The 25,495-nt window shown below is 67.0% G+C and carries 22 protein-coding genes and 1 tRNA gene; 8 read left to right on the forward strand and 15 right to left on the reverse strand.

The window, feature by feature from the left end; genetic code table 11:
* Positions 1-210: 210 nt before the first annotated feature.
* The gene (gene ispB, locus GTP77_RS12555) at positions 211-1,200 is read left to right on the forward strand and encodes an octaprenyl diphosphate synthase (protein ID WP_161072502.1); all 990 of its coding nucleotides are present in this window, start codon (positions 211-213) and stop codon (positions 1,198-1,200) included.
* Positions 1,201-1,293: 93 nt separating this feature from the next.
* Here the strand turns inward: ispB and arsC are convergent, their stop codons facing one another.
* The 7 genes from arsC to GTP77_RS12590 form a co-directional block, all read right to left on the reverse strand.
* Positions 1,294-1,641, reverse strand: coding sequence for an arsenate reductase (glutaredoxin) (gene arsC, locus GTP77_RS12560; RefSeq protein WP_161072503.1), 348 nt, complete (start codon positions 1,639-1,641; stop codon positions 1,294-1,296).
* Between the two features lie 79 nt (positions 1,642-1,720).
* On the reverse strand, positions 1,721-3,538 hold the full coding sequence (locus GTP77_RS12565) for a HAMP domain-containing methyl-accepting chemotaxis protein (RefSeq protein ID WP_161072504.1): 1,818 nt from the start codon (positions 3,536-3,538) through the stop codon (positions 1,721-1,723).
* A 9-nt stretch (positions 3,539-3,547) separates the two neighbouring features.
* Entirely contained in the window at positions 3,548-4,072 is a 525-nt protein-coding gene (locus GTP77_RS12570; RefSeq protein ID WP_161072505.1) for a chemotaxis protein CheW, read from the reverse strand.
* Between the two features lie 22 nt (positions 4,073-4,094).
* The gene (locus GTP77_RS12575) at positions 4,095-6,293 is read right to left on the reverse strand and encodes a chemotaxis protein CheA (protein ID WP_161072506.1); all 2,199 of its coding nucleotides are present in this window, start codon (positions 6,291-6,293) and stop codon (positions 4,095-4,097) included.
* 55 nt (positions 6,294-6,348) lie between these two features.
* The gene (locus GTP77_RS12580; RefSeq protein ID WP_161072507.1) at positions 6,349-6,651 is read right to left on the reverse strand and encodes an STAS domain-containing protein; all 303 of its coding nucleotides are present in this window, start codon (positions 6,649-6,651) and stop codon (positions 6,349-6,351) included.
* Positions 6,648-7,016 carry a response regulator gene (locus GTP77_RS12585; RefSeq protein ID WP_107876323.1) on the reverse strand — a complete coding sequence of 123 codons (369 nt, stop codon included), beginning with the start codon at positions 7,014-7,016 and terminating at the stop codon, positions 6,648-6,650. The genes GTP77_RS12580 and GTP77_RS12585 overlap by 4 nt, the downstream gene beginning before the upstream one ends.
* A gap of 9 nt (positions 7,017-7,025) precedes the next feature.
* A complete protein-coding gene (locus GTP77_RS12590; protein WP_229202172.1) occupies positions 7,026-8,174 on the reverse strand; it encodes a methyl-accepting chemotaxis protein in 1,149 nt (382 codons plus the stop codon).
* A 204-nt stretch (positions 8,175-8,378) separates the two neighbouring features.
* On the opposite strand from GTP77_RS12590, the gene GTP77_RS12595 reads away from it, so the two are divergent.
* From GTP77_RS12595 to GTP77_RS12610, 4 genes are all read left to right on the forward strand, one after another.
* Positions 8,379-8,455: transfer RNA gene (locus GTP77_RS12595), tRNA-Pro, on the forward strand.
* A 36-nt stretch (positions 8,456-8,491) separates the two neighbouring features.
* A complete protein-coding gene (locus tag GTP77_RS12600) occupies positions 8,492-9,577 on the forward strand; it encodes a helix-turn-helix transcriptional regulator (protein ID WP_161072508.1) in 1,086 nt (361 codons plus the stop codon).
* Positions 9,578-9,656: 79 nt separating this feature from the next.
* Positions 9,657-10,538 (forward strand): hypothetical protein, encoded by an 882-nt coding sequence (locus GTP77_RS12605; RefSeq protein WP_161072509.1) that lies wholly within the window; start codon positions 9,657-9,659, stop codon positions 10,536-10,538.
* Between the two features lie 93 nt (positions 10,539-10,631).
* Positions 10,632-12,281, forward strand: a complete 1,650-nt coding sequence (locus GTP77_RS12610) for an FKBP-type peptidyl-prolyl cis-trans isomerase (protein ID WP_161072510.1) — start codon at positions 10,632-10,634, stop codon at positions 12,279-12,281.
* On the opposite strand, the gene GTP77_RS12615 is transcribed toward GTP77_RS12610, so the two are convergent.
* The 4 genes from GTP77_RS12615 to GTP77_RS12630 all read right to left on the reverse strand — a co-directional run bounded on the left by GTP77_RS12615 (position 12,268) and on the right by GTP77_RS12630 (position 15,744).
* The gene (locus tag GTP77_RS12615) at positions 12,268-13,263 is read right to left on the reverse strand and encodes a 2-hydroxyacid dehydrogenase (RefSeq protein ID WP_161072511.1); all 996 of its coding nucleotides are present in this window, start codon (positions 13,261-13,263) and stop codon (positions 12,268-12,270) included. The two genes, GTP77_RS12610 and GTP77_RS12615, sit on opposite strands and share 14 nt — an antisense overlap.
* Positions 13,263-13,556, reverse strand: coding sequence for a hypothetical protein (locus GTP77_RS12620; protein WP_161072512.1), 294 nt, complete (start codon positions 13,554-13,556; stop codon positions 13,263-13,265). Before GTP77_RS12620 ends, GTP77_RS12615 begins: the two co-directional genes overlap by 1 nt.
* A gap of 110 nt (positions 13,557-13,666) precedes the next feature.
* Complete coding sequence (locus GTP77_RS12625; RefSeq protein WP_161072513.1) at positions 13,667-15,058, reverse strand: heavy metal sensor histidine kinase; 1,392 nt, start codon at positions 15,056-15,058, stop codon at positions 13,667-13,669.
* A complete protein-coding gene (locus GTP77_RS12630) occupies positions 15,055-15,744 on the reverse strand; it encodes a heavy metal response regulator transcription factor (RefSeq protein ID WP_161072617.1) in 690 nt (229 codons plus the stop codon). Before GTP77_RS12630 ends, GTP77_RS12625 begins: the two co-directional genes overlap by 4 nt.
* A 97-nt stretch (positions 15,745-15,841) precedes the next feature.
* Here GTP77_RS12630 and GTP77_RS12635 point away from each other — a divergent pair, with 97 nt between their 5' ends.
* Both GTP77_RS12635 and uraH read left to right on the forward strand, forming a co-directional pair.
* A complete protein-coding gene (locus tag GTP77_RS12635) occupies positions 15,842-16,411 on the forward strand; it encodes a GlcG/HbpS family heme-binding protein (protein ID WP_229202173.1) in 570 nt (189 codons plus the stop codon).
* Between the two features lie 9 nt (positions 16,412-16,420).
* Positions 16,421-16,825, forward strand: coding sequence for a hydroxyisourate hydrolase (gene uraH, locus GTP77_RS12640; RefSeq protein ID WP_161072514.1), 405 nt, complete (start codon positions 16,421-16,423; stop codon positions 16,823-16,825).
* A 29-nt stretch (positions 16,826-16,854) separates the two neighbouring features.
* Here the strand turns inward: uraH and GTP77_RS12645 are convergent, their stop codons facing one another.
* Entirely contained in the window at positions 16,855-19,239 is a 2,385-nt protein-coding gene (locus GTP77_RS12645; RefSeq protein WP_161072515.1) for a DNA polymerase II, read from the reverse strand.
* Positions 19,240-19,360: 121 nt separating this feature from the next.
* Here GTP77_RS12645 and GTP77_RS12650 point away from each other — a divergent pair, with 121 nt between their 5' ends.
* The gene (locus GTP77_RS12650; RefSeq protein WP_161072516.1) at positions 19,361-20,629 is read left to right on the forward strand and encodes a tetratricopeptide repeat protein; all 1,269 of its coding nucleotides are present in this window, start codon (positions 19,361-19,363) and stop codon (positions 20,627-20,629) included.
* Here GTP77_RS12650 and GTP77_RS12655 read toward each other — a convergent pair.
* The 3 genes from GTP77_RS12655 to GTP77_RS12665 are packed head-to-tail and all read right to left on the reverse strand — an operon-like array spanning position 20,626 to position 25,366.
* Positions 20,626-21,825: a hybrid sensor histidine kinase/response regulator gene (locus tag GTP77_RS12655; RefSeq protein WP_161072517.1), complete on the reverse strand. Its 1,200-nt coding sequence runs from the start codon at positions 21,823-21,825 to the stop codon at positions 20,626-20,628. The two genes, GTP77_RS12650 and GTP77_RS12655, sit on opposite strands and share 4 nt — an antisense overlap.
* Before the next feature lies 1 nt (position 21,826).
* Entirely contained in the window at positions 21,827-24,331 is a 2,505-nt protein-coding gene (locus tag GTP77_RS12660) for an ATP-binding protein (protein WP_371869353.1), read from the reverse strand.
* Between the two features lie 24 nt (positions 24,332-24,355).
* Complete coding sequence (locus GTP77_RS12665; protein WP_161072518.1) at positions 24,356-25,366, reverse strand: ABC transporter substrate-binding protein; 1,011 nt, start codon at positions 25,364-25,366, stop codon at positions 24,356-24,358.
* Positions 25,367-25,495 lie beyond the last annotated feature (129 nt).

The raw sequence follows: 25,495 nt of genomic DNA on the forward strand, positions 1-25,495 counted from the left end.
AGTGTGGAACGGGGAGAACCTGCGATTATACACAAACTGAAAATTTGCGTCAAAGAGTATTCCAAATTCTTGGCGAGCATGGTATGTCGGCAATATTGCCGCCGGGCCGGGGCGGCGGACTTGCCAAGCCGACATCCCCTATGGCAATCGCCACCACAGCCGGGGCATGACGTATAATCGCGGCACTTCACTCACCCTTGCAGGTTTGCCTTGTCTGCCGCTACCCAACACGCCAACTCCAACACCATCACCCAGACCATCGCCGCCGATATGGACGCGGTGAATGTGGTGATCCGCCAGCGCCTGCACTCCGAAGTGCCGCTGGTTAACCAGATCGCGGAATATATCATCAGCGCCGGCGGCAAGCGCATCCGTCCCGTGCTCGTGCTGCTGGTGGCCAACGCCTACTCTTATCAAGGCGCGGCCCACCACGAGCTGGCCGCCGTGGTCGAATTCATCCACACCGCCACCCTGCTGCACGACGACGTGGTGGACGAATCGTCGCTGCGCCGCGGGCGCGCCACCGCCAACGCCCTGTTCGGCAACGCCGCCTCGGTGCTGGTGGGCGACTTCCTGTACTCGCGCGCCTTCCAGATGATGGTCTCGCTGAACAGCATGCGCGTGATGCAGATCCTGTCGGACGCCACCAATGTGATCGCCGAAGGCGAAGTATTGCAACTGCTCAACATGCACGACCCGGACGTGAGCGAGGAGCGCTACCTGCAGGTGATCCGCTCCAAGACCGCCAAGCTGTTCGAAGCGGCGGCCGAGCTGGGTGCGCTGATCTCCGGCGCCAATGACGAGCAGATCGCCGCCGCCGGCGAATACGGCCGCTCGCTGGGCACTGCCTTCCAGCTGATCGACGACGTGCTCGACTACGCCGGCGACGCCGCCGAGATCGGCAAGAACGTGGGCGACGACCTGCGCGAAGGCAAGCCGACGCTGCCGCTGATCTGGCTGATGAGCCACGGCACCGAAGAGCAGCGCCAGCTGGTGCGCTCCTGCATCGAGAATGGCGACGAGCAGCACTTCGACACCATCCTTGCCGCCATCACCGGCAGCGGCGCGCTGGACTACACCCGCCGCGCCGCCGAAGTGGCCGCCGAGCGCGCCGCCGACGCCGTCTCCGGCCTGCCCGCCAGCGTCTACAAAGACGCCCTGCTGCAACTGGCCCGCTTCGCCGTCGACCGCACCCACTAAGCAGCTTGCCGTCAACCAAAAAGGGGGCAGGGTTAGTTTTCTCGCGTGGGAAAACTAACCCTGACCCCTTTTTGGTTTTTGGCTACGGAATGGCTACAGGATTTCGTGGACCAGCGCGGGCGGGCGGCACAGGCGCACGCCTTTGGCGGTGACGACGAAGGGGCGGTTGATGAGGCTGGGATGCGCCATCATGGCGTCCAGCAGGGCGGCGTCGCCCAGGCTGGGGTCGGCCAGGCCGAGCTGGTCGTACAGCTCGCCCTTGTCGCGCATGGCGCCGCGCACCGTCAGCCCGGCTTGCGCAATCAGCTCTTGCAGGCGCGCGCGCGTGGGCGGCGCGTTCAGGTAGTCAATAATCTCGGGCTCGACGCCGCTCTCGCGTATCAGCGCCAGCGCGCCGCGCGAATTGCTGCAGGCGTTGTTGTGGTAGATGGTGATGGCCATGGCCGCCTCCTGTGGTTCGTTGAGGCGGCCATGCTAGGCGATACGGGACGGCTGCGCAAGCACCCGTCCCGCCCCCGGCTCAGAAGCGCACGAAATTGCTGTCGTCCGGCTCGGTCTCGACCACCAGGGTGCGCGTGCTGGGCGCGCTCCGGCCGCGCACCGGCGCGGTGGCGGCGCGGCGCGGCGGCGGACGCCGGTCGCTGCCTTCCACCCGGAAGAAGGCCACCGCCTGCTGCAGCTGCTCGGCCTGGCCGCTCATCTCCTCGGCGGTGGCGGCCAGCTCTTCGGAACTGGAGGCGTTCTGCTGGGTGGTCTGGCTGAGCTGGCCTATCGCGGAGTTGATCTGCGCCACGCCGCTCGATTGCTCTTCGGACGCGGCCGTGATCTCCTGCACCAGGTCGGAGGTTTTCTTGATGCTCGGCACCATCTCGTCGAGCAGCTTGCCGGCTTTTTGCGCCAGCTCCACGCTGCTGCCGGCCACTTCGCTGATCTCCTGCGCCGCCACCTGCGAGCGCTCGGCCAGCTTGCGCACCTCGGCCGCCACCACGGCGAAGCCCTTGCCGTGCTCGCCCGCCCGCGCCGCCTCGATGGCCGCGTTCAGCGCCAGCAGATTGGTCTGGTAGGCAATGTCGTCGATGATGCTGATTTTCTTGGCGATCTGCGTCATCGCTTCCACCGTGGATTTCACGGCCGAGCCGCCCTCGGCGGCCTGGGCCGAGGCCTGGCCGGCCATGCTGTCGGTCACCTTGGCGTTCTCGGTGTTCTGCGCAATCGAAGCGGTCATCTGCTCGACCGAGGCGCTGGTTTCCTCCACGCCAGCGGCCTGCTCGCTGGCCGCCTGCGACAGCGACTGCGCGGTGGCGGAGATTTCCTCGGAAGCGCTGGCCAGCGCCTGGGCGCCGCTGCTCACCTCGGTCAGCACCGAGGACAGCTTGTCTATCATGGTTTTCATGGCGAACAGCAGGCTGGCCTTGTCGCCGGGCCGCAGGTCGACCTGCACCATCAGGTCGCCGCGCGCCACTTCGTTGACGATGCGCGCCGCGTAAGCCGGCTCGCCGCCGATCTGCTGCAGCAGCTTGTCCACCATCTGCTTCATCGAATACAACAGGCTGCTGGTGTCGCCCGGCCGCAGCTGCACGTCGACCGCGAAATTGCCCTGCGCCACTTCATGCACAATGCCCGCCGCATACGCCGGCTCCCCGCCCAGCTGGCGCAGCACACCGCTCAGTATCATCCAGCCTATGCCTATCAGCAGCAGCAGCGCCAGCGCGGCGGCGGCGTACATCAAGGTGAGCGCGCGGTTGGAGGACTCTTCAGCGTTGGCCACGGCGGCGGTGCCGTATTTCTCGTTGAGCTCGACCACCTTGCCCAGCGAGGCTTCGGCCGCGTTAAACAGCTGGCGCTGCGCGGTCAGCTCGGTGTGCATGGCGGCGAACGCGTCCTTGCGTTTCTCGGCGCTGCCGGCGCGGCCCACCTCGGCCGCCATCTGGTCGTAGCGCGTATCGGCCGCCTTCCACGCGTCCCATTCCTTGACGAACTGCTTCCACAACACCGCCTCCTCGGTTTCCTGCGGCAGCGCGTCGTAGATTTTCCAGGCCTTGTCCACGCGCGCGTTGAACTCCTGCTTGCGCTTGAGCAGCCGGTCCACCTCGACAAACTCGTCGGGATAGGCCGCCACCGCGTCGATGGCCCGGCTGGCCGAGCGCAGCGCCGTCATGCCCTGGTTGATGGTTTGCAGGCTGAGCACGGAGGGCAGCTTGTTGCGGCCCACGTCGTCCAGCATCACGCGGTCGTGCTGCATGCCGCGTATACCGATCGCCATCACGATCAGCAGGGCCAGCAGGCTCACGCCCACCAGGGTGATCAGCTTGGCACGCACCGTCATGTTATTGAGCATAGAGCCTCCTTAGGCGGGCACGGCGGCAACCTGCGCCATCGCTTCCAGTTCGGACACGGACAGCACCTGGTCGGTGTTGAGCAGGATCACGAACTTGCCGTTGACCTTGCCCATGCCGGCGATGAATTCGGCACGGATGCGGGCGCCGAACTGCGGCGCCTTTTCGATGTCGGCCGGCGGAATGTCGATCACCGCGTTGACCGCGTCCACCATCACGCCCACCACCTGCTGCTCGCCGTCCGCGTCGATCTCGACAATGACGATGGCGGTGCGCTTGCCGATCTGCGTGGCGGGGCGGCCGAAACGCGCCGCCAGGTCCATCACCGGCACCACCGCGCCGCGCAGATTGATCACGCCGCGCACGCACTCGGGCATCAGCGGCACCGTGGTCAGGCCCTCGTACTCGATGATTTCCTTGATGGCCAGGATGCCGATGGCGAACACTTCGCCGCCCAGCATAAAGGTCAGGAACTGGGCCGACTCCTGTACTGCGGCCGGCGGCGTGCCCCGGCCTGCTTGCACCATAGCTGTCATGATGGTCTCCTTGTTGTTGTGTTCAGGCGGCCAGCTGCGGGGTGTCGGCCGAACCGCCGCCGCTGCCGCGCCCGACGATGGCCGGCACGTCCAGGATCAGGGCCACCTCGCCGCTGCCCAGGATGGTCGAGCCGCTGATGCAGCGCAGCTGGCTGAACATGCGCCCCAGCGGCTTGATGACGGTCTGGAATTCGCCGTGCAGCGCGTCCACCACCAGGCCGATGCGCTGGCCCTGGTGCTTCACGACCACGATGCTTTCGCGCCGCGGCGGCGGCGTGCTGACGCCGAACAGCGAACGCAGCCGGATGAAGGGCAGCACCTGGCCGCGCAGATTGGTGTAGTCGTGGCCGGGCTCGGCGGCGAACTCGATGCATTCATCGATCATGTCCAGCGGCACCACGAAGGTGGCCGTGCCCAGGCCGACCAGGAAGCCGTCGATAATGGCCAGCGTCAGCGGCAGGCGCACGGTGACCGTGGTGCCCAGGCCCGGCGCGCTGTCCACCATGACGGTGCCGCGCAGCGCGGTGATGTTGCGCTTGACCACGTCCATGCCCACGCCGCGCCCGGACAGATTGGTGATGGCGGCCGCCGTGGAAAAGCCCGGCTCGAAGATCAGGCCGTAGATTTCCTGGTCGCTCAGCTTGCGGTCCGGCTCGATCAGCCCGCGCTCGATGGCCTTGGCCAGGATGCGCTCGCGGTCCAGGCCGCCGCCGTCGTCGCTCACTTCGATGACGATGCTGCCCGAGTCGTGGAAGGCGTTCAGGCGCACGGTGCCGCGCAGCGGCTTGCCGCGCTCGGCGCGCAGCTCGGCCGGTTCGATGCCGTGGTCGATGGCGTTGCGCACCAGGTGGGTCAGCGGGTCGCCGATTTTCTCCACCACGGTCTTGTCCAGTTCGGTGTCCTCGCCGCTCACGGCCAGGCCGATGTCCTTGCCGATTTCGCGCGCCACGTCGTGCACCACGCGCTGGAAGCGGTTGAAGGTGGCGCCGATTTTCACCATGCGCAGCTGCAGCGCCGAGTCGCGCACCTGCTCCACCAGGTCGCTCAGCATGGAGGTGCATTCGAGCAGCTCGCTGTTGCGCACCTGGCGCGCGATCAGGTTGGCGGAGGCGCCCACGATAATCAGCTCGCCCACCAGGTTGATCAAGAGGTCCAGCTTGTCCGCATCGACGCGGATGGAGCGGCTCTCTGCCGGCTTGGGATCGCCGCCCTGCTTCTGCTTGCTCAGCGCGGCCTCCACCATGGCCGGCTCGGCCGTGCCCTGCCCCACCAGGATGGCGCCCAGCGGCGGCGCGGCGGCCGGCGAATGGCCGGCGGCGGCCTGCACCTGCAGCGCCGCGTCCAGTTCGCGCTGGGTGATGCAGCCGCAGCGCACCAGGATGTCGCCCAGCAGCGCCTTCTGCTCGGGCAACTCGCGGATCAGGCGCACATACTCCTCGACCCGGCTGCGCGGCGGCAGGATGTGCAAGGTGCAGGAGTCCTGCACGAATTCGAACACACCTTCGATGGCGGCCTTGTCGGCCTCGGTTTCCAGCGCGATTTCAAAGCCCAGGTAGCAGGTCTCGGGGTCCATCTGCTCGGCGGCGGGGATGGCGTCGGCCAGCGTGACGATGCCGACGATGCGGCCGATCTGGCCCAGGTAGCGGATAAAGGACAGCGGGTCCATGCCGTCGCGCAGCACGTCGGGACCGAAGCGCAGCGACAGGTGCCAGGCGTCGCTGGAGCCGCCCGGCTCGCCCATGCGCTCCACGCCGGGGTGGTCTTCCGCCACCAGCGCGCCGCCTTCGCCATGGCTGGCCTGGCCATGGCCGCCGTCGGCTGGCTGGCCCATCTGCGCGCGCAGCTGGACGATCAGCGGCTTGCCCTCGGCCAGCATGGCGGCGTCGGCCTCGGTCTGGCCCGCCGCCAGCGCCGTGATCATGCCCGACAGGTGGTCGCAGCAGGACAGCAGCAGCACGATCAGTTCGTCGCTCAGCGCCAGCTTGCCGTCGCGCACGTCGTCGAGCAGGCTTTCCACCACGTGGGTGAATTCCACGATATGGTCCAGGCTGAACAGCCCGGCCGAGCCCTTGATGGTGTGGGCCGCGCGGAAGATGGCGTGCACCGCCTCGTCGCCCCCGCCCTCGCCGGAGTGGCCCGCGTTGAGCAACGCGTTCTCCATGTCCTCCAGCAGTTCGCGGCTTTCCAGGATGAAGGTTTGTAGCGCCAGGTCCAAGTCCATCGTCTTGCCTCCAGAGAGGGTACGGCAGTGCGGGGGGGAGTGCTCGGTGATGCGCTTAGTGATCCTTGCGCGGAGCCATCAGCAGGGCGTCGCCGAACCAGGCGCCCAGGTCCAGCAGTTCAAACACGTCCAGCACGGCCGGGCTGTGGCCGGTGAGGCGCAGCTCGCGCTTGTCGGCGCGCGCGGCCTGCTTGGCCAGCATCAGCACCTGCAGGCCGGCGCTGTCGACTTCGGTCACGCCGGCCAGGTCGACCTCCAGGCTGGTGCTGCGCTGCAGCTCGCCCAGCAACAGGGTCTTCAGGTCGGCCGCGCGGTAGATATTCAGTTCGCCGTCGATGGCGATGCGGGCCGCGCTCACGGCAGCACCAGCTTCTGCACCGCCCCCAGCAGCACTTCCGGCTTGAAGGGCTTGACCACCCAGGCCTTGGCGCCGGCCGCCTGGCCTTCGCGCTTTTTCGCCTCCTGCGACTCGGTGGTCAGCATGATGACGGGGGTGAACTTGTAATTGGGTAGCTGCTTGATTTCCTTGACGAAGGTAATCCCATCCATATTGGGCATGTTGACGTCGCACACCACCAGGTTGACCTTCTGTCCGGTCAGCTTGGACAGCGCATCCATGCCGTCGCGCGCTTCGATCACGTCATAACCCGCGCTTTTCAGCGCAATGCCGACCACCTGCCGCAGCGAGGCTGAATCGTCGATGACCATGATGGTTTTTGCCATAGTGCTTCCCTAGAAAAATGTCACTTCGTCGGACGGTGCCGCGATCGCTTTCTGATCGCCCCGGTGCACAGCGTGCTCCTCGGCCATTGCATAGGTTTTCTCCAGCTCGCCCAGCAGCGCATTGGCGTGCGGCGCCTCCAGTGTAGCGCCATGCTGAAATTGGCGGCGGTTCTCGTCAAGCAAACCGGGCAAAAGCCCGATATTGTGGCTCACATGCCCCAGAACCTGGCTCACGCGGTCCTGGAATTGCAGCTGCACCAGCGCCTCTCCCACTTCCCCTTTGATAGTGACGCTCTCCTGCTTGAGCAGTTCGGACGACTGCGCCATGGCGTCGGTGAGGTTGCGGAACTCGCGCAGCACCGCGTCGATGGTGCCTTCGGAGGATTGCATGGCCTGGTCCTCGGCGGCGCTCGATTCGGTGGCGGCCTTGCAGGCGGACACGATGGCGCTGCTGATCTTGCCCACGCGGTCGCTGATGCTGCGGCCGGTTTCGGCCGAGCGGTTGGACAGGTTGCGCACCTCCTGCGCCACCACGGCGAAGCCGCGTCCGGCCGGGCCGGCGCGCGCCGCCTCGATGGCCGCGTTCAGCGCCAGCAGATTGGTCTGCGCGGCGATGCTGGCCACGCCCTCGGCCATGTCGCGCAGCTCGCGCGTGAACTGTTCCAGTTCGCGGATGCGGGTCAGCATGGCGTGCTTGGAGGCCAGCGCCGATTTCATGGTGGCCACCACCTCGCCCAGCTGGCGTTCGCTGTGCGTGAACACCTGGCTCAGGGAGGCGCCGTCCTGGCTGTCGGCGGCGGCGCTGGACAGGCGCAGCGTGTCGTCCAGCTTGTCGACGATGGTGGAGAAGCGGCTGGCCAGTTCGGACACCGCCTCTTCCATCTGGCTGCGCGAGGATTCGATGTGGCGGCACCAGACCGGCGTGACTTCCTCGGCGAACTGCTGGCGGCCGTCAAGATAGTCATGCACTTCGGCGCGCGGGTCGGACTTGCCGCCGCTGAGCTGCAGCCAGGCGTAGGCGCCTGCGGCGAGGAAGGCCAGCGCCCCCAGGATGCCATACCAGCCGCCGTGGGGCCAGAACAGCGCCATCAGGGCGCCGGCGAGAGCGAGGGCGGCCGGATAGTTGCGGCCGCCGGTATTGTCCAGAAGTGAGTTCAATGGGCGTCTTCTCAGGGTGGGAGAACTTCAAACCATGTCATGCACACTGCCGTATCATTCTATCAAAAAGGTATTTGCCTTATGCAATATCAATGCGCTTGTACCAAAAAACCACGCTTGCACGAAAAACGTGCAGTGTTGCCATGGCGATTCAGCATCGTTGCCATTTCCGTCATTTTCTGCTGTAATTTAGCCCTGCACCGTCGGGGTGTGGCTCAGCCTGGTAGAGCGCTGCGTTCGGGACGCAGAGGCCGGAGGTTCGAATCCTCTCACCCCGACCAAGCGTGCGGGCACGACGGCCTTTCCGCAGGATGAAGATGCTAATAGAAGCTGAGCAATGGGATCGCGCAGTCGTCAGTCTTTACGACACCATATTACAACCCGATACCCTGCCGTCCGAGCTGGCGAAGCTCAATCGCATGCTCGATTCGGATGTCTGCCATCTGCTCGGCCTGGCGCCGGACGGCGAAATGGTCACCAACATCCTCACTGAAGCCAGCTATGCGGATTCGGTAGCCGACTATGCCAATTTCGTCGACCTCGATCCGCGCCGCAACTACTTCGATACGCAGCCCATCGGCGCGGCCAACCGGTGCAGCAAGCTGTTTAACGAGCGCTTCGCCAGCCGCAGCGCGTTCTACCAGGATTACCTGCGGCCCCACGGCCTGCGCTATATCGTCGGCTCATGCCTGTACCGCAGCGCGGCACAGACCGTCTTCGTGGGCTTCAACCACGGCCGGGGCAGACAGGCGTTTTCCGATGCCGAAGAAGCCATGTTCGGCAAAGTGTGCCGGCACCTCAGCACCGTCGTGGCGAGCCAGATCCATACCCAGTCGCTCAGCCAGGCCATCCATTCCGGCGAGCAGGCGCTGTCGTCGCTGCAGCAGGGGGTGATGGGCGTAAACGGCAAGGGCAGGATTTGCTACCTGAACCGCTACGCGGAACAGCATGTGCCCAAGTCCGAGCTGGAATCGGGCGCCTTGGCGGAAGGCGGCGCCCTGATGGCGCTGGTGCGCCGAGTGCGCGGCGACGGCTTGCCGCATAGCGCCCTGCTCGCGCCGCAGCCACCGTTGCCGAAGCAGCACGTGACGGCCTTTCCCGCCCGTCCTGCGGAGCGCGCGCTGATGCTTTGGGAGCGGCGCGCCGAGGTGGTGCTGGTCTTCAACGCCGGTGATCGTAGGGCAAGCGCGCGCCCCAGCCAGCTCATCGCCTGGTTCGGCCTCACGCCGGCAGAGTCGCGGCTGGCACATGAGCTGGGGGCCGGCTGCACCGTTGACCAGTACGCAAGCAAGTACGCCATCAGCGTCGCCACCGCGCGCACGCAGCTGCGCGCGGTGCTGAAAAAAACCCGGGCGCCGCGCCTTCAGGATCTCATCCGGCTGCTGGCAAGCCTGCCTGTATAAAATCATCACTTTTGATGATGCCGCAGCGGCCGCGCCCGATGCACTATCTCACCGGTCTATACTCTTGTGAGGTATCCGAATGCCACCGTTTTCCACATCCCGCTTCCTTCTTCCATTCATCGCGCTGCTGGCGGCCAGTGCCGCCATCGCTGCGGACGGCGCCGCCAACGTCACGCGGCAAAACCTGCGGCCCATTGGAGAGTACATCCCGTACTATGCAGTCAACGAGGGCGACGAGAAACTGAATGCGGCCAATCTTGCCGCCATACGCGGCATGTACTGGTCCAAGGCGGCGCGCGACCATGCATTGTTGGCCTACGACTTTCTTCCGGCTTATCGCCAGGAAAAAGACACGTTCAAACGCGCCGATTTGCTCAAGGCCAGCACCGCGCAGCTCGACAGTGCGTACAAGGCGAGCCAAGGCAGCGTGCTTTATGCGGTGCACCGGCCCGATACCGGGGGGCTGGTGGTGGGGCGCTACGACGCCGCGCAACGCGGCTTTGAAGTCTCCCTGCGTGCGAACCAAGGGGAAGGCTACGGCTGGAACAAGCCCAACGAGAGCGGCACCAAGCCCGATCCCAAGTGGGTGGTAACGCTGGTTGGCGCCTGGACGAATCAGCGCGCCCACGAGGCAAAACCCTTCTACCACCCGAAGAGCGAGGGCGAAGCGCGCGAGATCGAAAACCGGCTGTCGTCCATCGTCACCACCAATGCGACGTCGGCCTACTTGCCATGCATTTATCTCGGCCACATCGTCAAATCGGTGGGCAGCGACTGGCGCGAGCCGGCGACCTCCTATCTGGTGGTCGATGCCGTGGTGGCGCTGAGTCCCAAAGACGGCAAGCCCCTGTTCACGATAGACCGCAAGGATCTTGGCGACGTGATCAGAATCGACAAGCCCCAGCTGGCGAAGGTGCTGGAGGTGGAGCCTACGAAAAGGCCCAGCGCGAGGTTTATGTAAGCGCCGCAGTCTCGAAGCCGCGCCCGCGCATGATTGCCGCAACGCAATCCAATACGCTACACTAGGCGGCTTTGAAAACTGAAAATATCGAACATGCGTCCCTTCCTGCGTAACGCCAGCCTGCTGACCACACTCGTTTTCGTCCTGGCAGGCTGCGGCGGCGGGGCCGGCAGCGAGACGGCACCGGCGGCGCAGCAGCGGCTGCGCCAGTCCGCGGCCGCCCAGCCCGGCGCCGCCCTCATCGTGCTCAACGGCGCGCGCGCCAATTACAGCATCAGCAAAACCGCCGACGGCTACCTGGTCACCGACAACCGCGGCAGCGAAGCGCCGCGCACGGTGGCCGCCACCGCGCGCCTGCGCTTCAGCGACATTTCGCTCACCTTCGATCTGGACGGCGTTCCCGGCCAGGCCTACCGCCTCTACCGGGCCGCCTTCGCGCGCACGCCGGACGTATCAGGGCTAGGCTACTGGATGGGCGTGCTCGACCGTGGCTATGGCCTGGTCAACGTGGCCCAGGGCTTTGTCGGCTCGGCCGAGTTCATCAACCTGTACGCCGGCGCCACCACGAATAGCGCCATCGTCACCCAGTTCTATAAAAACGTCCTGAACCGCGAAGGCGACGCCGTCGGCCAAGCCTACTGGGTCAATATCCTCGACAGCAAAGCCGCCTCCGTGGCCGCCGTGCTGGCCAGTTTCAGCGACAGCCCGGAAAACATCAACGCCACCGCCGCCGTTGTGCAAAACGGCATCGCCTACCTCGAAGCCGGCGTAGCCTACGACGGCATGCCGGCCAGCTTCCCGCTGCGCGCGGCCTACCACCAGCGCGTCTTCGCCGGCGGTACGGACTACCTGACCATTTCGGGCGACTGCAGCGGCTACGCGGCCTTCAGCAACGCGCTGCCGGGCGCCGGCAGCTTCGAGGGCGGCAGCGCGCTGCTGGCGCAAACCAGTGTCAGCGTGGGCCTGACGACCTGCTACCCCGCCAGCCTGGGCTGGAACAGCATCGACTATTTCGACGGCAGCGACGCCCTGCTCGGCCACGCCGAGCCCGGCAGCGAATACGACGTCAGCACGGGCGAGCAGCGCAGCCTGCCGGCAGCGGCCAGGATCGGCGACCAGGGCATCTACGCCACCCAGGCGCGCTACGCCAGCAGTGCCAAGCAAGGCAGCCCCGGCAAGCGCGTGCTGAGCTACGCGCTGGAAGCGGACGGCAACTCGCGCACCAGCGCCATCCTGAAACTGACGGCGGTGCACAGCGACGCGAGCGGCGCCACGGCCCTGACCCGCGTTGCCCGCTACCGCATCGGCAGCGACGGCTCGCTGGCGCAGCTGGCCGTGGACGAGACCTATTCCAGCGGCGTCCACCTGCTCTACACGCAATCCCCCGCCAGCGCCCAGCCAGCGGCGCTGACGGTGACCGACACCCTGCCCGGCAGCGGCGCCGCCGCCCAGAACGGCCAGACGCTGACCGTCAACTACACCGGCTGGCTGTACGATCCGGCCGCACCCGGCTTCAAGGGCGCGCAATTCGATTCCTCGAGCGGACGCGGCCCCTTCAGCTTCACGCTGGGCCAGGGCGCTGTCATCCAGGGCTGGGACCAGGGCATGCAGGGCATGCGGGTGGGCGGCAAGCGCACCCTGCTCATTCCAAGCAGCATGGGCTACGGCACCAGCGGCGCGGGCGCGTCGATTCCGGGCAACGCGGCCCTGGTGTTCGAAGTGGAAATGGTCAGCCTGAGGTAACGCGGTTCGCCAGCGCCTCGCCGCGCTCAAACGCGGTGAAGCTGGCGATGGTGGTCTGCATGATCTGGCCGATGGCTTCCTCCGTGAAGAACGCCTGGTGGCCGGTGACGATCACATTGGGAAAAGACACCAGCCGCTGGATCACGTCGTCGCGAATAATGGCCGAGGACAGGTCCTGGAAAAACAGGCTGGCTTCCTGCTCGTAGACGTCGATCGCCAGGCCGCCCAGCTGGCCGGTCTTGAGCGCCTCGGTGGCGGCCACGGTATCGACCAGGCCGCCCCGGCTGGTATTGATCAGGATGCTGCCGCGCTTGGCGCGCGCCAGCGCGGCAGCGTTGACGATGTGGCGGGTGTCCTCGGTCAGCGGACAGTGCAGCGACACCACGTCGCTGCAGGCCAGCAATTCCTCAACCGGGACATAGCGCCCTCCCATCTCCTCGAAGGCGGCCGACGGATAGCGGTCGTAGCCGACCACGGCGCAGCCGAAGCCCAGCATGATGCGCGCGAAGATGGTGCCGATCTTGCCGGTGCCGATCACGCCCACCGTTTTGCCGTGCAGGTCGAAGCCCATCAGGCCATCGAGGTCGAAATTGCCTTCGCGCGTGCGGACGCTGGCGCGGGCGATTTTGCGGTTGACCGCCAGCAGCAGGCCGACTGCAAACTCGGCCACCGAATACGGGGAGTACTCGGCCACGCGCACCACGGCAATGCCATGCCGCTCGGCGGCGGCAATGTCGATCTGGTTGTAGCCGGTGGAACGGGTGGCCACCAGCAGCGTGCCCTGCGCGGCCAGCAGCGCCAGCACCTCGGCGTCCACCGTGTCGTTGACGAAGACGCACACCGCCGCGCAGCCGGCGGCCAGCGGCGCGCTCGCCGCCGTCAGGCGCTCATCCAGAAAAAGCAGCTCATGGCCCGCCTCCACGTTGGCGCGCGCCAGCATGGCTTTGTCGTAGCGGCGCGCACTGAATACGGCTGCCTTCACTAAATCAGGCCGTGGCGGAAGTAGGCGCGGGGACTGGAGACGGGCAGGTCGGACACTGCCAGCGTGGGCGCCAGGCCTTGCTGGTCGGCAACGCGGATCTTGCCTTCAGGACCCAGCACGCGCGCGATCACGCCCTGGTTCACGCCTATGCTGTTCAGGAAGTCCTCCGCCGCAGCCGTGCCGATGTCGCGCTGGACCTCCAGCGCCTGCCGCACTACGTACTCCAGGGAATGCCAGCCGGAGGTTTCAGACGTGGCCTGGGATTTTTCGCGTCGGTCGTGCTCGGGAGTCATGTCAGCCTCGCTCAGCATTGGTGGAAAGTCATGATTCCATATTACTGCATCCACTGTGGCTGAGCACGCAAAAATGACCCTCGGGCGCGACTATTTTGTTGCACTGCACATCACGGCGCGGCAGCCGCGAACGTGAGCGTAAAGCGGGTCTGTCCCGCCGCGGCCTCGACCGCTGCCGTGCCGCCGTGCAGTTCCATGATGGCGCGCACGATGGCCAGCCCCAGCCCGGTCGAACCGTCCGCATTGCCGCGCGCCGGGTCGGCGCGGTAAAAGCGCTCGAACAGATGCGGCAGGTGTTCCGGCGCAATCGGCGCGCCCGCATTGGCTACGCTGATCAAGGCCGTACCGGCGCCCCGCTCGGCCCGCAGCACAATGACGCTGCCCTCGTCGGCATGGCGCACCGCGTTCGATAGCAGGTTGGCCAGCGCGCGCCGCAGCAGGCCGGCATCGGCCAGCACCGCGCAGTCCCCCTCGCACACTATGCGCAGCCCGCGCTCCTCGGCGGCGCCCTCGAACAGCCCCGCCATCTTGCGCATCGCTTCCAGTGCGGACTGCGGCTGGCGGGCCGGCAGCAGCTCTTCCTGCCCTGCGCGCGCCAGGAACAGCATGCTCTCGATCATGCGCGCCAGCCGCTCCAGCTCTTCGATGTTCGATACGATCAGCTGCTCGTACTCCGCCGCGCTGCGCACCTGGCCCAGCATGACCTGGCTCTGCCCGAGCAAGTTGGTCACCGGCGTGCGGAATTCGTGCGCAAGGTCGGCGGAAAATCCCGACAGCCGCGCATAGCCTTGCTGCAGGCGCTCCAGCATGGCATTGAGCGCGGCAATCAGCGGTTCCAGTTCGGACGGCGCCTTGCCGGGGTCGAGCCGCTGCGCCAGCGTGCCCGGGCGGACCTGCGCCGCATGGGCCGCAACCACCCGCAACGGGCGCAGGCCGCGATGCAGCAGCAAGGCCGCGCACAAGGCGGCGGCCAGCGCGCTGACGGCGGAGGCGGCGGCAATCTGGCGCCGATAGCGGGTAAACAGCGCGGCACGCTCGGCATACACGCGGGCCACGGTGACGGTCACCTCGCCGGCGCCCATGCGGGCCGTGGCGGACACCACCCGGCCCGGATCGCCCCGGCTGCTGGTCCAATCCGCAATGGCTGCACGGTCCGCCGTTGCGCCGGCCGAAGGCGGCGCCGGATAGCGCTCGCCGCTGGCATTGATATCGGCCAGTATGGCGCCGTCCGGGGCCACGAAGCGCACCAGCGAGTTCTCCTGGCCGCTCATGGTGTCGCGGAAGAATTCCGGCTGATTGCGTATCAGTTCAGCGGCGCCGGGGCGCCCCAGCAGTATTTGCACCTGGCGCAGCTTGCCCATCAGCTGGATGTCGTCGCGCCGCTCGATCTCGTCCACGAACGCGCGGTACAAATAGGTGCCAAGGGCGGCGGCGGCCAGCGCCACAATCAGCATGAACATGGCCGTCACGCGCACCGCCAGCGAGTTGCGCCAGGCTTTCATGGCGCGGACGCCTCCAGCTCGCACACATAGCCCATGCCGCGCCGGGTGTGGATCAGCTTTTGCTGGAAGGGGTCGTCGATCTTGCGCCGCAGGCGGCGCACGGCGGCGTCAATCACATTGGTGTCGCTGTCGAAGTTCATGTCCCATACCTGCGAAGCGATCAGCGAACGTGACAAAACCTGTCCCTGGCGCCGCGCCAGCAAGTGCAGCAAGGCGAATTCCTGCGACGTGAGCGTGACGGCGGCGCCGCTGCGGCGCACGCGCCGGCGCAGCACGTCGATCTCCATGTCGCCAATGCGCAGCACTTCCTCTTCGCGCACAGGCCCGCGCCGCAGCAGCGTGCGGATGCGCGCCACCAGCTCCACAAAGGCGAAGGGCTTGACCAGGTAGTCGTCGGCGCCCAGTTCCAGCCCGCGCACGCGGTCCTGCACTTCGTCGCGCGCGGTGAGGAACAGCACCGGGATTTGCTCGGTCGCAGGGTCGGCGCGCAAGGCCTCCAGCACCTGCCATCCGTCCATGCCGGGCAACATGATGTCGAGCACGATCAACTCGGTTTCGCCTTCGCGCGCCAGCGCCAGGCCATCGCGCCCGGTGCGGGCAAGCCGCACCGCGAAGCCGGACTCGCTCAGGCCGCGCAGCAGGTAGTCGCCGGTTTTCGGCTCGTCTTCGATGATCAGGATGGGCATGGCGGCGGACGCAGTCAAACGGCCATTCTACCCCCGCGCGCAGCACGCCAACATGACGAAATTATCATCTGGCGATCATCTTGCCGTCGGTGTCGCAATGCCACAATCCGGCTTCAATCACCTGAACGAGGACAGCATGCTGAAACCCGCCCTTATGCTAACCGGCGCGCTGCTTGGCGCCACGGCCGCGCTGCCGGCCGCCGCGCAGTTGCTCCGGCAGCCTGTACTCACGCTGGACAGCGCCAACAGGCTTGCCGCCGGCGCCATCGACGCCTGCCGGGGCAAGGGACGCGGCATCGTGGTGGCCGTGCTGGACCGGGGCGGGCAGCTGCTGGCCCTGCAGCGCGCCGAAGCGGCCGGTCCGCACAATATCGAAGCAGGCCGCCGCAAGGCTTACACCGCCCTGTCCACGCAGACGGCCACGCTGGACCTGGCGCGCCAGGCCGCAGCCGATCCCGATGCGCGCAACCTGAACACGCTGCCGGAACTGCTGCTGCTCGGCGGTGGCGTACCGCTGACGGTGCAGGGCCAGGCCGTAGGCGCGGTGGGCGTGGCGGGCGGCGGCGGCGCCGTCAACGACCACGCCTGCGCGATGGCCGCCATTGCCGCCGTGCCAGCGCTCGACCAGGCCGGCGCCGCCAAGCCTTCCCCTTCCACCCACCCTTAGGAGCACACCATGCCACAGATCAAACACCTTGCCTTCAGCCTTGCCCTCGCCCTGGCGGCGGCCGCGGCCGCCGCCAATCCACTCAGCGTGCACGTGCTGGACCTGCAAAACGGCCAGCCCACCGAAGGCATCCGCGTCACGCTGGAGCAGCGCAGCGGCGAGCAATGGCGCGCGCTGGCCAATGGCGTCACCAACGCGCAGGGCCGCATCGCCGTCCTGTATCCGGACGAGAAGACCATCGCGGCGGGCGAATACCGCATCGTCTTCGAGACCGGCGAGCACTACGCGAAGCAAGGCAAGCAGACGTTCTTCCCGCGCATACCGGTGGAGTTCAAGGTGGACGCGCCGGCGCAGCACTATCACATTCCGCTGCTGCTCAGCCCTTACGGTTATTCCACCTATCGCGGCAATTAAAGCCTTGCGCCGGCGGGCCGCCGCCGCACTCAGAACAGATTGCCCTGTGACGTAGTCAGGCCGGCAAAGCTGTCGTTCAAGGGCAGCAGGATGGCGTCGGCGATGGGCTGCAGTTGCTTGGTCAGGTAGTGCTCATAGTCGATGCCGGACTTCACCACTTCCAGCGGCTCGGCGCCGCTGGTGGTCATCAGATAGCTGATCCAGCCGCCGTTCTGGTAGCGCTGCGGCCGCTGCAAGGACTTGTTGTAGTCGTCCGCCAGGCGCGCCGCGCGCACCTGCGGCGGCACGTTCACCTGGTATTCGTCCAGCCGGTGCCGCAGGCGCTTGCGGTACACCAGCAGCTCGTCGAACTCGCCCGAGACGGTCTTGCGCGCGTAGTCTCGCACATAGTCCTGGTAGGGCTGGTTGCGGAAGATGCGGTTGAACAGCCCTTTCTGGAATTCGTGCGCCAGTGGCGTCCAGTCGCTGCGCGCCACCTCCAGGCCGCGATAAATCACCTCCTCCTCGCCCTTGCCGTTCACGCTCAGGCCCGCGTAGCGCTTCTTGCTGCCGGTATCGGTGCCGCGTATGGTGGGCATGAAGAACTTGCGGTAGTGGGTGTCGAACTCAATCTCCAGCTGGCTGTCCAGGCCCAGCTCGCGCTTGAGCTTTTCCTTCCACCACGCGTTGATATGGTCCACCAGACCCTGCCCGATGGCGATGGCCGCGTCGTCCGCGTATTCTTTTTTCAGCCAGATGAAAATGGAATCCGTGTCGCCGTAGATCACGTCGTAGCCGGCCGCCTCCACCAGCTCGCGCGTGAGCTTCATCATCTCGTGCCCGCGCAGCGTGACCGAGGACACCAGCTTGGGATTGAAGAAGCGGCAGTCGGGCGAGCCCAGCACGCCGCAGAAGGAGTTCATCAGCAGCTTGAGCGCCTGCGACAGCGCTTCGTTCTTCTGCCGCTTGGCCTCGTCGCGCCCGGCCGACAGGGCGTTGACGATGGCGGGCAGGCAGTGTTTCTCGCGCGAGAACACGGCGCCGCGGAAACCGGGTATGCCTTGCTGCGCATCGGCCGCCGCGCCTTCGATCAGCCCCACCGGATCGACCATGAAGGTGCGGATGATGGAGGGGTACAGGCTTTTGTAGTCCAGCACCACCACCGAGTCGTACAGGCCGGGCTTGGAGTCCATCACGAAACCGCCGGGCGACGGTCCCACTTCGATGTCGCCGACACTGGGCGCCACGTAGCCTTCGCGGTGCATGCGCGGGAGGTAGTGGTGGCCGAAGGCGGCGATGGAGCCGCCGAAGTGGTCGGCCTGCAGCCCGGTCACGTGCGAACGCTCAAGGATGAAGGCCATCAGCCGCGCCTTGTCGAAGATGCGCGTCACCAGCTCGCAGTCCTTCAGGTTGTACAGCGCCAGCGCGGGCTTGTCTTCGCGGAAGCGGCGCTCGATCTCGGCCATCTTGTCGTAGGCGTCGCCGATGTCCTTGCCCTCGCCCAGCATGGTTTGCGCCACGTTCTCCAGGCTGAAGGACGGGAAAGTCCACGAGGCTGCGCGCAGCGCTTCGATGCCGTCCAGCGCGATGCGCCCGGCCAGGGACGCGAACACGTACTCCTGCTTGGCGTGGTGCTTGCGCCAGTCGATCTGCCTGCCCTCGCGGCCCAGCAGCAGCGGCACCTTGTGCTTGTCGGCGTTCTTTTGCAGCACGCGCAGGTCGAACTGCACCAGGCTCCAGCCCACGATCACGTCCGGGTCGTGCTGCTGAAACCAGGCGTTCAGCTTTTCTATCAGCTGGCGCGGCGTGGCGCAATACTCCAGTGCGAAATCAAGCTGCGGCGATGTCTCGGGTGCGGCGCCCAGCATGTAGACCTGGCGCTGGCCGCAGCCTTCCAGCGCGATGGAATACAGGTCTTCGTAGGCGCTGGTTTCTATGTCGAGCGACACCATTCTGAGCGCGGGCCGGTACTCCGGCGCGGGCTTGAGCTTGCAGCCGGTGATGGTGTGCCCGCGCTGCTCGCCGCCCGCGATCTGCACGGTGGCGGTAATGAAGCGCTCCATCAGGTAACGTTCGGGCGGGCGGATGTCGGCTTCGTAGAGCTTGATGCCGTGCTCGCGCAGGGTGCGCTCCAGCGCCGTCAGCTGCTTGTAGTGGCTGGTGTAGATGCCCACCACCGGCTGCTGGCTGAAGGTCTTCAGCGGCAGTTCGCGCACCTCGGCGCGCTGCTGGCCGGACAGGCCGAGCTGCGCCTCGATGGCCGCGCGCTGGCCCGCCTCGGCGAAGGCGACGGATGTCTGGGCCTCCAGCCTCACCTTGCGCGGTCCCTCGTCCGTGGCCAGCCAGAATTCGATCTCGGTGCCGTCGCGGGTGTCGCGCCAATGGCGGGTCAGGATGAAGCCTTGCTGGAAGCCTTGCTGGAAAGTCGGAGCCACGGGTGCGGTGTTTGTATGCGATGCCAGGATTATACTGTATATAAACCCAGCCCACCTTTGCCGGCCGCCTTGCGCCGCCGTGCATTACAATGTTGGCAATATTAGTCCTGGATTGCCGACCATGACACGCTACGCGCTCTGCCTCGCCCCGCTCCTGCTGCTGCACGGCGCCGCCAACGCCGCCGCCACCTTCCAGGTGCATGCGGACACCATCACCACGCCCAGCCCCAACAGCCAGAACGTACCGCCGCCCAGCAGCAGCGACATGCAGGTGGTGCTGGGCGACAGTTACCTGAGCGTGCAGACCGCGCAACAAATCCAGATCTACGACTTCGCCAAGCGCCGCCGCATCGAGATCGACCGCGCCGCCAAGACCTATACCGACTATTCGCTGTACGACACGGTGGGCTTCCGCGAAATGGAGCTGCGCAACCGCGCCGTCATTTCCAAGGCGCTCGCTTCCGTGAAGGAGAACATGACGCCGGTGACGCCGGTGGACGAGCAGCACACGCTGTCGATCACGCTAACCGAGGCTCCCGCTTCCGCATCTGCGCCTGCGGCGCCTGAAACGCAACCTGCGCTGGAGCGCAACGAAGCCGGCGGCGCCGCGCGCTACCAGTTCGGCGGCCACCCGCTGGTGCTGCGCGAACTGCAGCAGCGCGCCAGCATACCGGCCACGCTGGATTTCCATTACAGGAGCTACACCGGCGGCGCCGAACAAAAGCTGGCCATCAGCGCCGTGGCAGCCGCCCCCGCGCTGGCCGCTGGCTATGACCTGAACGCCTACAGCAAGCGCGCCGCCGTCCAGCCCGCGCTGGACCAGTTGCTCGACCAGGCCACCGCAGGCGCCTTCGGCATGCAGGCCAGGCTGAACAAGCTGGCCGCCGAACGCCAGCAGGCCTTCACCGACAAGCGCGGCGTGGAGGCGATGCTGATCACCAGCGAGCAGACCTTCGTGAGCGGAAAATATCCCGGCCCCGCCACGCCGGAGCAGATCGCCATCATCCGCAACGATCCCGACCAGGCCCGCCTGGCGGCCGCCATCCAGGCCCGCAACAAGGCCGACTTGCCGGCCGCCATCGCCACGCTGCGCGAACTGCGCGCGAAGACCAGCCGTCCCTACCTGCTCAAGGTGTTCGAGGCCAACCACCATGTGGCACTGGGCGACCTGAAGACGGCCACCGCGCTGTTCATCGAAGCGCTGCAAGCCAATCCCTACATGGCCAGCGTGTACAAGGACCTGGGCGACACGCTGCTGCGCAGCTTCGACATGGCGCACGGCTGGCGTTGCTGGGACATAGGCCGCCAGCTGGCGCCAGCCTTCCCTAACTTCCGCGCCGTGGACCAGTACGAAGCCACGCTGGCCAAAAACCATCCCGAGTATTTCTAGTCCAGGCAGCCGGGCAGCGCCAGCCAGAAGGTGCTGCCCAGGCCGGGCGTGCTGACCACGCCCAGTTCTCCGCCCATCTTTTCAACCAGGTGGCGCGTCATCACCAGCCCCAGCCCCGTGCCTTCCTGCGTGCCGCCTTCCTGCCCCAGCCGGTTGAAAGGCTGGAACATGGCCGCCAGCTGCGCTTCGCTAAGCCCGGCGCCGGTGTCCTGCACCGAGACGCGCAGCCGCTCTGTGTCTATCTCGGTGCAGTGCACGGTGACGCTGCCGTGGTCGCGGTTGTATTTGATGGCGTTGGAGAGCAGATTGATCAGCACCTGCTTGAGGCGCACGCGGTCGGCGGTGACGCTGGCCTGCTCCGGCACCGCCATGCGCATCTCCACGCCGCGCAGGCGCGCCAGCGGGTCCACCAGGGTGCGGCACTCCTGCAGCACGTGCGCCAGCGGCACCTGTTCGGGCTCCAGCGTGAGCGCGCCCGACTCCACTTTTGCCAGGTCCAGGATATCGTTGATAAGCCGCAGCAGGTGGCGCGAGGCTTGCAGGATATTCCCGGCAAACTGCTTCTTCTGCGCTGCTGTCGAGGGCAACTGCTCGGACGAGAGGATTTGCGAGAAGCCCAGGATGGCGTTGAGCGGCGTGCGCAGCTCGTGGCTCATATTCGACAGAAAAGCCGACTTGGCCTCGTTGGCGCGATCCGCCTGCAGGCGCGCCGCCTGCAGCTCCTCGTTGATGCGCACCAGTTGCACCGCGTGCTCACGCAGGCGCAGCTCCAGGCTGGCGTTCATGATGCGCAGCTTGCGCGTTTCCAGCGCGCGCGCCAGCACCGGCAAAATGGCCGACACGCGGAAGGGCTTGAGCACATAATCCAGCGCGCCCACCTGCATGGCTTGCACCGCCGAGCCTATGCTGCCCTCGCCGGTCATGATGACGCAGGCCAGGTCGGCGTCGATGGCGCGCGCCGCCTGCACCACCGCAATGCCGTCCAGGCCGGGCATCATCAGGTCCGCCAGCAGCAGCTGGAAGCGCTGGCCGCCGCTCTCCGCCGCCTGCATCAGCCGCAGCGCCGCTTCGCCCGAGCTGCAGCCCACGGTTTCATAGCCGTACTGGCTCAGCGTGTCGCACAGGGCGCGCATTTGCGCCAGCTCGTCGTCCGCGATCAGGATACGGATGGCCTCCTCCACCAGCAGTTGCTCCATCTCAGGCCTCCTCGCCGCAGCAGGCCGCCAGCGCTTCGCGCAGCTCGCTCAGCTTGGGCGGCTTGCCCAGCACGCGGTCCACGTGCACCGGCAAATCTCCCTCGGCCACAATGCGCTGGCCCCAGCCGGTCAGCAGTATCACCGGCGTGGCGGGCGACATGTCCTTGATCGCCTCCGCCACCTTGCGTCCGTCCACGTAAGGCATGCCCAGGTCCGTGATCACCAGCGCATATGGCTCGCCGCGCGCTTGCGCCGCGCGGAAGGAATCGATGCCGTTCTGGCCGCCGTCGGCCGCCGTCACCGCATGGCCGTCGCGCTCGAGGATGTCGCGCAGCGACTTGAGCACCAGCGGGTCGTCGTCCACCGCCAGGATGCGCACGCTGTGCCGCAGCGCCGCGGCCTGCCGTGGCGGCGCAGCCGTGGCCGCCGCGGCAGGCAAGGGGAAGGCCAGCCGCATCAGCGTGCCCTGCCCCGGCGCGGTGACAATGTCGATCTGCGCACCATGCCGCTCCACCATGCCGTACACCATGGCCAGCCCCAGGCCGGTGCCGCGCTCGCCCTTGGTGGTGAAGAAGGGTTCCAGGCAGCGCCGCCGCGTGTCCTCGTCCATGCCTACGCCGCCGTCGCCCACTTCGATGCAGACGCGGCGCGCGCCGTCCACCCGCGTGCGCAGGGTCAGCTGCCCGCCATCCGGCATGGCGTCCACCGCGTTGAACACCAGGTTGGTCAGCGCCTCGCGGATCTCGCCCTCCACGCCCATGATGGATGGCAGTCCCGGCGCGGCCTCCAGCGCCAACCGGATGGTGATGCCGCGCTGCTGCGGCATATCGTTCCAGCGCGCGCGCGTCAGATCCGCCACCTGCTGCAGCAGCGCGCCGGCGTCCAGCGGCGCCAGGCTGGCCTGCGGCTCGCGCAGGCGGTAGAACTCGCGCATGCGCGCCACCGTGGCCGCCACGTCGTCGATGGCGCGCTTGATCACCTGCAGGCTGGAACGCGCGCGCTCGCTCAGCCCGGCCTCGGTTTCCAGCAGCGACTCGGTGTACAGCACCACCGGCGAAATGGCGTTGTTGATGTCGTGCGCGATGCCGCTGGCCATCTGGCCCAGCGCGCGCAGGCGCTCCTGCTGCAGCGAGGCTTGCTGCGTCTGGCGCATTTCGTCATAAGCCGCTTGCAGCGCGGCGTACAACTCGCTCTGCTTGGAGGCCAGGGCCACGTGCTCGCTGAGCTGGCGCAGGAATTCGCATTCGCCGCTGGAAAAGCTGTGCGGCGCACGGCGCGCCGCCACCAGCACGCCGAACACGTGGCTTTCCACCAGCAGCGGCGCCAGCACCAGCGCGCGCAGGCCGCCGCCGGCCAGGCGCTGCGGGAATGGAAAGTCAACGGCGGCGATGTCGCTCTCGTACACCAGCGCGCCGCGCACGCAGCGCGACAGGCCGTTTTCATCGATGTCGATATAGCCGCGCTCCGCCACCGGCATGGCCATGGCCAGCGCCGCCCCTTGCAGGCCGACGCAGCTCACCAGCAGCCGCCCGCTGCCGTGGTCCACCAGGCAGATGCAGCCGAAATCGATCGGCAGCTGGTCCTCCAGCGAACGCACCACCACCTGGAAAATGCTGCGCAAGTCCTGCCGCTCGCCGATGGAGCGGGTGATCTGGTGCAGCAAGTTGAGGCGCTGCAGCTGCGCCGTGGTGCGCGCCTCGGCCTGCTGGCGCACGCCCATTTCGGCCTGCAGGGCGCCGTTCAGGCCGGCCAGTTCGTCGCGCGACACGGTGGTTTGCTGCAGCCGTTCGGTCATGCCGTCGAAGGCGCGCGCCAGATCGCCGATCTCGTCGCGCGTGCTCACGTCCAGCCGGAAGTCCAGCGCGCCGGCGCCCACCCGCGCCGTGCCCTCGCGCAGCCGGTCCAGCGGGCGCGCCACGCTGCGGTAGCCCAGCCAGGTGGTGCCGGCCACCGCCAGCAGCGCCAGCGCGCCGAACACCGCCACCGTCACGCTGGCGCGGCGCTGCGCGTCCAGCAGCTCCTGCCGGCTCAGCTCGGACAGGCGCAGCACGTCCGAGATCATGGTCTGCATCTTGTTGCCGATCTGCCCGGCCAGGCGCGACTCGAATTCGTCCGCCACCGCGCGCTGCGGTGTGCCCAGCGGCGGCTTGTCGGGCTGCGCGGCCAGGGTGCCGAACAGGCGCTCCAGGCTGGAATGGGTGTGCTCCAGGCCGGCCAGCAGCGCGGCCTCTTCGCGGGTGTCGAAGGCGCCGGCCTGCGCCATCAGCCTGGCCAGCGAGCCGCTGCGCAGCTGCCACTGCGCCTCCGAACGCTCCTCGTGGCGTAGCACGAATTCCAGCGTGAGGTAGCGCAGCGCCGTCACCGCGTTGAGCATCTCGTCGGCGGTTTCGTTCTTGTCGAGTTCCTGCTGCACGCGCTGCGAGGCGCCCAGCAGCACGGCGACGATCAAGGCCACGATGGCCGCCGAGAACCAGCCCATCAGCTGAAAACGCGTCGCCAGTTTCACGGTGTCTCCCTCACAGTATCCCCTTCAGTGGATGACCGTCACGGCCGCAGGCGCCACCGCCTTCAGCGGCTGGTAGTCCAGCGCGCCGAGGAAGTTGGGCACCTTGCCGGCGGGCGCCAGCCGGTTCGCCATCGCCCAGCGGCTCTGGTCCTCCAGCCCCACCAGCAGCGCCTGGTCCAGGCCGACGGCGAAGCGGTAGGTGGGCCACAGCTCGCGCCATTTGTCGCTGCCGCTTTGCAGCACCGCGCCGGTCATGGCCTGCGCCGCCTGCGGCTGCTCGGCACAGTAGCGGTTGCCGTCGATAAGGGCGCGCAGCAGCTTCCTGATGGTGTCCTGGTGATCGCGCACATAGCCGTGCGCGCCGACGATGTTGTAGGGGATCTCGTACAGGTCGTCGGTGTCGAACATGACGCCGTTGCGGCCCAGCTGCTTGAGCAGCGCATCCAGATAGGGCTCCCAGCCGGACACCGCATCGACATCCCCGCGCAGCAGCGCACCGGCGAACTCCTCCGGCTTGAGGTGGACCATGGCCACATCGGCCGCCGCCAGGTGCTGGCGGTTGAGGAAGGCGTTCAGCACGAAATGGCTGGAGGTGCCCGGCGTGACGCCGACGCGCTTGCCCTTCAGGCTGGCAGGCAGGGTCACGCCGTGGTCCTTGCGGCCGACGATGCCGTGGTCGCGCTCGGCGCGGAAATAGGTCGCCACCACCGTCACCGGCACCTGCTCCAGCACCGCGAACATAATGGGAATGTCGGCCACCGTGGCCAGGTGGGCGCGGCCCTGCAAGGCTGCCTGCAGCGCCGCCTTGCCGCTGGTGTGCGGCTGGATCTGCGCGGCGATGCCCTGGCGCGCGAAATAGCCCTGCTGCTGCGCCGCCAGCACGGGACACATGGCCACATAACTGGTGTTGGTGGCCAGTATCAGCGGCTCCAGCGGACCGGCGGCGCCAGCGCTGTGCCACCACCAGGCAGCCGCCCCCAGTCCCGCCAGCAAAGCCAGAGCCGCCGCTGCGCGCCGCGCCGTCTGTTTGGTCATGGTGTATCTCCGTGGAAACGAAGCTAACCGGTCCAGCTTACACAATCGCTGCCACGATGTAACAATTCAAGGATTGCCCTTTAGCTAAGGGATCGCCCGGCTAGCATGGCGCTAGCCGCCTGTGGCCGC

The sequence above is a fragment of the Pseudoduganella aquatica genome, assembly GCF_009857595.1.
In the GTDB taxonomy this organism is placed as follows: domain Bacteria; phylum Pseudomonadota; class Gammaproteobacteria; order Burkholderiales; family Burkholderiaceae_D; genus Rugamonas; species Rugamonas aquatica_A.